We start from the raw sequence: 8247 nt of genomic DNA on the forward strand, positions 1-8247 counted from the left end.
CGTGACCACGTACGTGGTCACGGCCGCTTTCGCGTTTCCTCCCGCCGTCGCCGGGGTGCTGCCCTCGATCCCCGCCTCGCTCGGCACCACGCTCGCGGCGGTCGGCCTGTGCGTGACGGCCTTCGCCGCCGCCTACGCCCTGGCGGGACCGCTGCTGTCGGGGACGCTGGTCCGCGGAAGCACCGCCAGGGCGCTGCTGGTCGCGCTGGGCGTGTTCGACCTCGGCAACGTCCTCACCGTGGTCTCGCCGGGCATCGGGGTCTTCCTCGCCTCGCGGGTGGTCGCCGGAGCGGGCGCGGGGGTGCTCACCGCGGTGGCGACCGCGTCCGCCGCCGCCATGGCCGCCGTGCCGCGGAGCCGGCTCTCCTAGCTAGTCGACGGCGGTGCGGGCGAGGTCCTTGAGTTCGGCCACGACGGCGTCCAGGGGGCGGAGGTCGCGCTCGGCGCGGCAGAGGATGGTGGCGCCTTCCACGGCGGAGACGATCAGGGTGGCCAGGCGGGCGGCGCGGTCGGGGGAGGCGCCGGCGTTCTCCAGGCCGGTGGCGAGGGTGTCCTGCCAGCGGGCGAACGCGGCGGCGGCGGCCCTGGCAAGCTGCGGGGCGTCGTCGTGCGACTCGACCGTCACGGCGACGACCGGGCACCCGGCGCGGAACTCGCTCTTCACCAGGACGCCGCGCCACCAGCCGACGAACGCGTCCACGGCCGAGGCGGCGTCGCCGCCCTCCACGGCGGCCTCGATGCCCGCGTTGAGGAACTCGCCCGCGTACCGGACGGCCTCCTCGGCGAGCTGCACCTTGCCGCCGGGGAAGTGGTGGTAGATCGAGCCGCGCGGCGCGCCGCTGTGCGCGATGACGTCCCGGAAGCCCGTCCCGGAGTAGCCGCGTTCGCGGAAGAGGTAGGCGGCGCTGCGCACCATGCGTTCCCGGCTGTCGGTACCCATGCTGCGATTATGACATTCATCATAAGGTTCCCGGCTTGACCATGACGATCGTCATAGCGACGCTGGACCATGACGGTCGTCATAACCGTCCGAAACACGTGCCGGAAGGGGTGGGCGTTGACCGCGGGGCTGGAGCAGCTGAAACAGGCGATCGCGATGGGCGAGCGGGCCGGGATCGGTGTCGGCGCCCTGCTCGGCATGACCGCCGAGGCGTTGGAGCCGGGCCGCGTGGTCTTCGGGCTCACGCCCGACCCGAAGTTCGCCAACCCGCTCGGGACGGTGCACGGCGGCGTCCTGTCCACGCTGCTGGACTCGGCGATGAGCTGCGCCGTGCACACCACGCTGCCGGAGGGCGCGGGCTACACGACGCTGGAGCTCAAGGTCAACTTCGTCCGCGCGGTGCCGGTCCAGGGCGGGCGGCTGACCTGCGAGGGGACGACCGTCCACGTCGGCCGGCGGGTCGCGACGGCCGAGGGCCGCGTGCTGGACGGGGACGGCAGGCTGGTCGCGCACGGCACGGCCACCTGCATGGTGTTCCCGGCTGTTACCGAGCAGTAGGGTTCGGTCGACCACCCTTCCGGACGGGAGAACTCCGTGATTGAACTCAAGCGCGAGGGCGATGTCTTCGTCCTGCGGATGGACGCGGGCGAGAACCGCTTCCACCCCGACTTCCTCGCCGCCGCGAACGAGGCGCTGACCGAGGTCGAGCGGGCCGAGGGGCCGAAGGCGCTCGTCACCACCGGCGCCGGGAAGTTCTACTCCAACGGCCTCGACCTGGAGTGGCTCGGCGCGCACCAGGAGGAGTTCGTCCCCTACCTGGAGTCGGTGAACGCGCTGTACGCCCGGTTCCTGGAGCTCCCCGCGCCGACCGTCGCCGCCGTCAACGGGCACGCCTTCGCCGGCGGCGCGATGCTCGCGCTGGCCCAGGACTTCGCCGTGATGCGCACCGACCGCGGCTACTTCTGCCTGCCCGAGGTCGACCTCGGCATGAGCTTCACGCCCGGCATGAGCGCCCTGATCCAGGGCCGCCTCACCGCGCCGGTGGCGCACGAGGCGATGCTCACCGGCCGCCGGTACGCCGCCGAACAGGCCCGCGAGGCCGGGATCGTCCAGCGGACGGCCGACGAGGCCGGGGTGCTGCCCGCCGCCGTCGAGCTCGCCGCCTCCCTGGCCGGCAAGGACGGCGGGACCGTCCGGGCCATCCGGGTCGGCCTCTACAAGCACGTGATCGCCGCGCTGCGCGGACCCGCCCTGCCGGAGTAGGGCGCGGGCCGCTACGTTACGTCCATCAGAACCTGATTCGGTTCGTCTGCGGGAAGGATGCCGGGCATGCGCATCGGGATGGCCCTGAACTACTCGGGCGGCTTCAAGGAGACCGTCGCCGAGCTGGCCGACTATGAGAAGGCCGGTCTCGACATCGTCTACGTCGCCGAGGCGTACAGCTTCGACGCGGTGAGCCAGCTCGGCTACATCGCGGCGAAGACCGAGCGGCTGGAGATCGCGTCCGGCATCCTCCAGATCTACTCCCGCACCCCGACCCTGATGGCGATGACCGCCGCCGGGCTGGACTACGTCTCCGAGGGCCGGTTCACCCTCGGCATCGGCGCGTCCGGCCCGCAGGTCATCGAGGGCTTCCACGGCGTCCCGTACACCGCGCCGCTCGGCCGGACGCGCGAGATCGTCGAGATCTGCCGCAAGGTGTGGCGGCGGGAGCGCCTGCAGCACGAGGGCAAGCACTACAGCATCCCGCTGCCCGAGGGGCAGGGCACCGGCCTCGGCAAGCCGCTGAAGATCATCAACCACCCGGTGCGCCCGGACATCCCCGTCCTCATCGCCGCGATCGGCCCGAAGAACGTCGAGATGACCGCCGAGATCGCCAACGGCTGGGAGCCGATCTTCTACCTGCCCGAGAAGGCCAAGGACGTCTGGGGCGAGGCGCTGGCGGCGGGCAGGGCCAAGCGCGACCCGGCCCTGGGCGAGCTGGACGTCGTCGGCCAGGCGCACCTCGCCATCGGCGACGACGTGCAGGACTTCCTGGAGTTCGGCCGTCCCATGGCGGCGCTGTACATCGGCGGCATGGGCGCCAAGGGCAAGAACTTCTACAACAACCTCTGCCGCCGCTACGGGTGGGAGAAGGAGGCGGAGGAGATCCAGGACCTCTACCTCGCCGGGAAGAAGGACGAGGCCGCCGCGAAGGTCCCGTACGAGCTCCTGGAGAAGATGTCCCTGATCGGCTCCGAGGGCCACGTCCGCGAGCGGCTCGCCGCGATGAAGGAGTCCGGCGTCACCACGCTGAACGTCGCGCCGATCGCGGGCGACCACAAGGGCCGCATCGCGCTGATCGAGAAGATCAAGAAGATGGCCGACGAGGTCTGACCCGCGTCCCGGTGAGCGCCCACCCGCCTGGTGGGCGCCCACCCGCCCGGTGGGCGCTCCCGCGCCTCCGCCGATCGCCGCGCTCTGCTCGCCGTCCGCCGTCCGGGATGAACTACTCTCCGATCATGAGCGAGAGACGACGCGAGCGCCGCTCGGCGCTGGCCGCGGCGGTCGGGGCCGCCGGGGCGGACGCCCTGCTGGTGACCCGGCCGGTCAACGTCCGGTACCTGACCGGGCTGCACAGCTCGAACGCCGCCGTGCTCGTCCGCGTGGACGGCCCGGACCTGCTCAGCACCGACGGACGCTACGCCGGGACGGCCGAGCAGGTCGCGTCCGACCTGGAGCTCGTGATCGACCGGGACACGGCCGGCGCCCTGGTCGGGCTCGCCGCCGACGCCGGGGCGGGCACGCTCGGCTTCGAGCCGCACGACCTCACCGTCGAGCGGCACGCCGAGCTGGCGGCGCTCGACCGCGGCATCGCGTTCAAGCCGCTCGGCCATCCGGTCGAGGAGCTGCGCGTCGTCAAGGACGAGGACGAGATCGCCCTGCTCCGGCGCGCCTGCGAGATCACCGACGAGGCGTTCGCCGCGCTGCTGCCGTCCGTCCGCCCGGGGATCACCGAGCGCGCGCTGGCGATCCGGCTCGACCGGCACATGATCGACCACGGCGCGGACGGACTCGCGTTCGACACCATCGTCGCGTCCGGACCCAACGGCGCGATCCCGCATCATTCGCCCGGCGCGCGGGAGCTCGCGGCGGGCGACCTGGTCACCTTCGACTTCGGCGCGCTGGTCGGCGGCTACCACGCCGACATGACCCGCACCGTCGCGGTCGGGGAGCCCGCGGCCTGGCAGCGCGACCTGTACGAGCTGGTCAGACGCGCGCAGCAGGCCGCCGTGGACGCCGCCGTCCCCGGCGCCGAGTACCGGGCGGTGGACGCCGCGGCCCGCGACCTGATCGCCGAGGCCGGGTTCGGGGACGACTTCACGCACGGGCTGGGGCACGGCGTCGGCCTGGAGATCCACGAGGCTCCGCTCATGAGCACCCGCGCGACCGGTAAGCTGGTGGATCGAGTTCCGATCACCGCCGAGCCGGGGGTCTACCTCGCCGGCCGGGGCGGTGTCCGCATCGAGGACACCCTCGTGGCGCGGACGGGCGGGCCGGAGCTCCTCACCAAGACGACCAAGGACCTGCTCGTCCTCTAGCCGACCCGGCTGACGAGACGCGGTCCGCCGAGCGGGAGAACACCTGTGGCGACGACGAACGACCTGAAGAACGGCATGACGCTGAAGCTGGACAACGGCCTCTGGACCGTCCAGGAGTTCCAGCACGTCAAGCCCGGCAAGGGCCCCGCGTTCGTCCGCACGAAGATCAAGAACGTGCTCACGGGCAAGATCGTCGACAAGACCTTCAACGCGGGCAGCAAGGTGGAGGTCGCCTCCGTCGACAAGCGGGACATGACGTACCTGTACCGCGAGGGCGAGGACTTCGTCTTCATGGACACCGAGACCTACGAGCAGCCGCAGATCCCGGCCTCGGTCGTCGGCAGCGCGGCCGACTACATGCTCCCCGACCAGAAGGCGATGATCGCCTTCAACGAGGGCAACCCGCTCTACGTCGAGCTGCCCGCCGCCGTGGTGCTCGAGATCGCCGAGACCGAGCCGGGCCTGCAGGGCGACCGCTCCACCGGCGGCTCCAAGCCCGCCACCCTGGAGACCGGCGCCGAGATCCAGGTGCCGCTGTTCATCACCACGGGCGAGAAGATCAAGGTCGACACCCGCTCCGGCGAGTACCTCGGTCGGGCCTGATGGCGGCCAGGACCAAGGCCCGCAAGCTCGCCCTGGACGTGCTGTTCGCGGCCGAGCTGCGCGAGGAGCGGCCCACCGAGGTCCTCCAGCAGCGCGGCCGGCCGAACCAGGGCGAGCTCGCGGAATACCCGCACGCCGTGCGGATCGTCGAGGGCGTGCAGGAGCACGCCGAGCGGATCGACGAGCTCATCACCACCTACGCGACCGGCTGGACCCTCGACCGGATGCCGGTCGTCGACCGCAACATCCTGCGGATGGGCCTGTTCGAGCTGCTCTGGGTGGACGACGTCCCGGACGGCGTCGCGGTCAGCGAGGCGGTGTCGCTCGCGACCGAGCTGTCCACCGACGAGTCCCCGCGCTTCGTCAACGGCCTGCTCGCCCGCATCCAGCAGCTGAAGCCGTCCCTGTCCGTCTGACACCACCGTCCGGACGCCCGGGGCACCGCTCCCCGGCGCGCGGACGGGGCCCGCTCGTCGGCGGGCCGGGACTTTGGATCACAGCCTAGGGGTGGGGGACATGACCGGTGAGAGGGAGACGGCCGTGCCCGGCCGGCGGACCTGGCAGAGCCGCGGCGGCGGCCGGGTGCGCGGCGCGGTCCTCTGGGACGTGCTGCGCGAGGTGCTCGCGCGCGTGTCCGGGCAGGGCCCGTGCGACGTGGTCGACGTCGGCGGCGGCACCGGCGGGTTCGCCGTGCCGCTGGCCGAACTCGGCCACCGGGTGACCGTGGTGGACGCCAGCCCCGACGCGCTCGCCGCGCTGGAGCGGCGCGCCGCCGAGGCGGGCGTGAGCGTGCGCGCGCTGCAGGGCGACGCGGTCGACCTGCCCGAGGTGCTCGGCGAGTCCTCCGCCGACCTGGTGCTGTGCCACAACGTCCTGGAGTTCGTGGACGACCCCGCCGCCGCGACGCACGCGCTGACCCGGGTCGTCCGGCCCGGCGGCGCGGTGAGCGTGCTGGTCGCGGGCCAGGTCGCCGCCGCGCTGCACCGGGCCGCCGCCGGCCGGTTCGCCGACGCCCGGGCCGTGCTGGAGGACCCGGACGGCCGGTGGGGCGAGCACGACCGGATGCCGCGCCGCTTCACCCGCGAGACGCTGACCGAACTGGCCGCCGGCGCGGGCCTCACCGCCCGCGAGACGCATGGCGTCCGGATCTTCGCCGACCTGGTCCCGAGCGCGCTGCTCGACGACGTGGGCGCCGCCGAGGACCTGCTCGCCCTGGAGCGCGCCGCGTCCGTCCACCCGGTGCTGCGCGAGCTGGCCGCCCAGCTGCACCTGGTCGCCGAACGCCCGTGACCGCGCGTCACCCGGCCGGGGGACCCGCGCTGAGCGGCCGGAATGTCGGCCGGGGCGACTAGGTTGGGCGCATGAGCCGCAAGCAGCAGCTGCACCGCCCCGGGCCCCCGCCCGGCCCGCCCGGCGACGACACCGGCTGCTCGATCCTGCACGTCGACATGGACGCGTTCTTCGTGAGCGTCGAACTGCTCGACCGGCCCGAGCTGCGCGGCCGTCCGGTGGTCGTCGGCGGGGTCGGCGGCCGGGGCGTGGTGTCGGCGGCGTCCTACGAGGCGCGCGAGTACGGCGTCCACTCGGCGATGCCGATGTCGCGGGCGCGGCGGCTGTGCCCGCACGCGGTGGTGCTGCCGCCCCGGCACGAGCGGTACGTGGCGGTGTCCCGCGCGGTGTTCGAGATCTTCCGGTCGGTGACTCCGCTGGTCGAGCCGCTGTCGGTGGACGAGGCGTTCCTCGACGTCGCGGGCGCGCGCAAGCTGTACGGGCGGCCGGCCGAGATCGCCCGGCTCGTCCGCGAGAGGGTCCGCGAGCAGCAGGGCGTGACCTGCTCGGTCGGCGTGGCGCCCACCAAGTTCGTCGCGAAGCTGGCGTCCACCCGCTGCAAGCCCGACGGCCTCATGGTCGTCCCGGCCGACGGCGTGGAGGAGTTCCTGCACGCGCTGCCCGTCGCGGCGCTCTGGGGCGTGGGCGAGCGCACCGAGCAGCAGCTGACCCGCCTCGGCCTGCGCACCGTCGGGCAGCTCGCGCGCGTCCCCCTGGCGACCCTCCAGCGCGAGCTGGGCAACGCGCTCGGCGGCCACCTGCACGCGCTCGCGTGGGGCCGTGACCCGCGTCCGGTCGTCCCGGAGAGCGTGGACAAGAGCATCGGCGCCGAGGAGACGTTCGACACCGACCTGGACGACCCGGACGAGATCCGCCGCGAACTGCTCCGGCTGGCGGAGAAGGTCGGCGCGCGGCTGCGCGCGGGCGGGCACGCCGGGCGCACGGTGAGCGTCAAACTCCGCGACGGCGACTTCAAGACGATCACCCGGTCCCGGACCCTCCGGGAGCCCACCGACCTCGCGAGAGTGATCTATGTCACAGCCTGCGAGCTCTATGAGGCCTCGGGCTGGGATCGGGTACGACTCCGGCTGGTGGGCGTTCGGGTGGAGAACCTGACGTCCGCCGACGACGCTCCCCGGCAGCTGGCACTGGACGAACCGGAGACCGGCTGGCGGGAGGCGGAACGGGTGATCGACCAGGTCGCGAGCCGGTTCGGCCACGGCGCGGTCCGTCCCGCCGCCCTGGTGCGGCGCGGCGGCGGACGCCCCGCGGGCCGGGACGCGCGGGAGCACGGTGACGGGAGGGGATGAGGCGGATGGGGAGATGAACGGGGGAGGGGCCGCGGTAGGCCGTTCGCTTTCGCTGGCCTGTCCTGGCTCGTATTCTGGGCATATCACCGTTGAGGTTCTCGTCCTGCTTCGGAAACCCCGTGGCGGGGCTGTCGTTGGGAGGCGCCGTGCCGCTCTCTGATCACGAGCAGCGCATGCTCGACCAGATCGAGCAGGCGTTGTACGCCGAGGATCCGAAGTTCGCCCATGCGGTGCGTTCGACGAGTCCTCAGGTGCACTACAAGCGCCAGATGATCAAGGCCGCACTGGGCTTCACCGTGGGCGTGGCCGCCCTGATGGCCGGGCTGGTGGCCAACGCCGGCGCGATCACCATCGCGGTCAGCGTGGCCGGCTTCCTGGTCATGGTCGCCTGCTGCGTGTGGGCGCTCACCAGCTGGAAGCGCATGACCGGCGTCGCCGAACCCGCCGCCCGCGGCCGCCGCGCCGCCGCCGGCCGCCCGGCCCG

The 8247-nt window shown here is 73.0% G+C and carries 10 protein-coding genes and 1 pseudogene; 10 read left to right on the forward strand and 1 reads right to left on the reverse strand.

Annotated elements, in window-relative coordinates:
• Window positions 1–370: pseudogene (locus DZF91_RS32325) on the forward strand (MFS transporter); the annotation flags it as partial.
• Here the strand turns inward: DZF91_RS32325 and DZF91_RS32330 are convergent.
• Window positions 371–940, reverse strand: coding sequence for a TetR/AcrR family transcriptional regulator (locus DZF91_RS32330; RefSeq protein WP_117360851.1), 570 nt, complete (start codon window positions 938–940; stop codon window positions 371–373).
• 117 nt (window positions 941–1057) lie between these two features.
• On the opposite strand from DZF91_RS32330, the gene DZF91_RS32335 reads away from it, so the two are divergent.
• From DZF91_RS32335 to DZF91_RS32375, 9 genes are all read left to right on the forward strand, one after another.
• Window positions 1058–1498 carry a PaaI family thioesterase gene (locus DZF91_RS32335; RefSeq protein ID WP_235834725.1) on the forward strand — a complete coding sequence of 147 codons (441 nt, stop codon included), beginning with the start codon at window positions 1058–1060 and terminating at the stop codon, window positions 1496–1498.
• A gap of 36 nt (window positions 1499–1534) precedes the next feature.
• Window positions 1535–2203, forward strand: a complete 669-nt coding sequence (locus tag DZF91_RS32340) for an enoyl-CoA hydratase-related protein (RefSeq protein ID WP_117360852.1) — start codon at window positions 1535–1537, stop codon at window positions 2201–2203.
• Window positions 2204–2269: 66 nt separating this feature from the next.
• Entirely contained in the window at window positions 2270–3316 is a 1047-nt protein-coding gene (locus DZF91_RS32345) for an LLM class F420-dependent oxidoreductase (protein WP_117360853.1), read from the forward strand.
• 125 nt (window positions 3317–3441) lie between these two features.
• Window positions 3442–4521 (forward strand): M24 family metallopeptidase, encoded by a 1080-nt coding sequence (locus DZF91_RS32350; RefSeq protein ID WP_117360859.1) that lies wholly within the window; start codon window positions 3442–3444, stop codon window positions 4519–4521.
• A 45-nt stretch (window positions 4522–4566) separates the two neighbouring features.
• A complete protein-coding gene (efp, locus tag DZF91_RS32355) occupies window positions 4567–5124 on the forward strand; it encodes an elongation factor P (protein WP_117360854.1) in 558 nt (185 codons plus the stop codon).
• Window positions 5124–5540 carry a transcription antitermination factor NusB gene (nusB, locus tag DZF91_RS32360; protein ID WP_117360855.1) on the forward strand — a complete coding sequence of 139 codons (417 nt, stop codon included), beginning with the start codon at window positions 5124–5126 and terminating at the stop codon, window positions 5538–5540. The genes efp and nusB overlap by 1 nt, the downstream gene beginning before the upstream one ends.
• Window positions 5541–5640: 100 nt before the next feature.
• Window positions 5641–6414 (forward strand): methyltransferase domain-containing protein, encoded by a 774-nt coding sequence (locus tag DZF91_RS32365; protein ID WP_117360856.1) that lies wholly within the window; start codon window positions 5641–5643, stop codon window positions 6412–6414.
• Between the two features lie 71 nt (window positions 6415–6485).
• Window positions 6486–7763, forward strand: a complete 1278-nt coding sequence (locus DZF91_RS32370) for a DNA polymerase IV (protein ID WP_117360857.1) — start codon at window positions 6486–6488, stop codon at window positions 7761–7763.
• Window positions 7764–7936: 173 nt separating this feature from the next.
• Window positions 7937–8247: DUF3040 domain-containing protein (locus tag DZF91_RS32375; protein ID WP_235834726.1), on the forward strand; the 311-nt coding region annotated here is incomplete at its 3' end.

The sequence above is a fragment of the Actinomadura logoneensis genome (assembly GCF_003428695.1).
In the GTDB taxonomy this organism is placed as follows: Bacteria; Actinomycetota; Actinomycetes; order Streptosporangiales; family Streptosporangiaceae; genus Spirillospora; species Spirillospora logoneensis.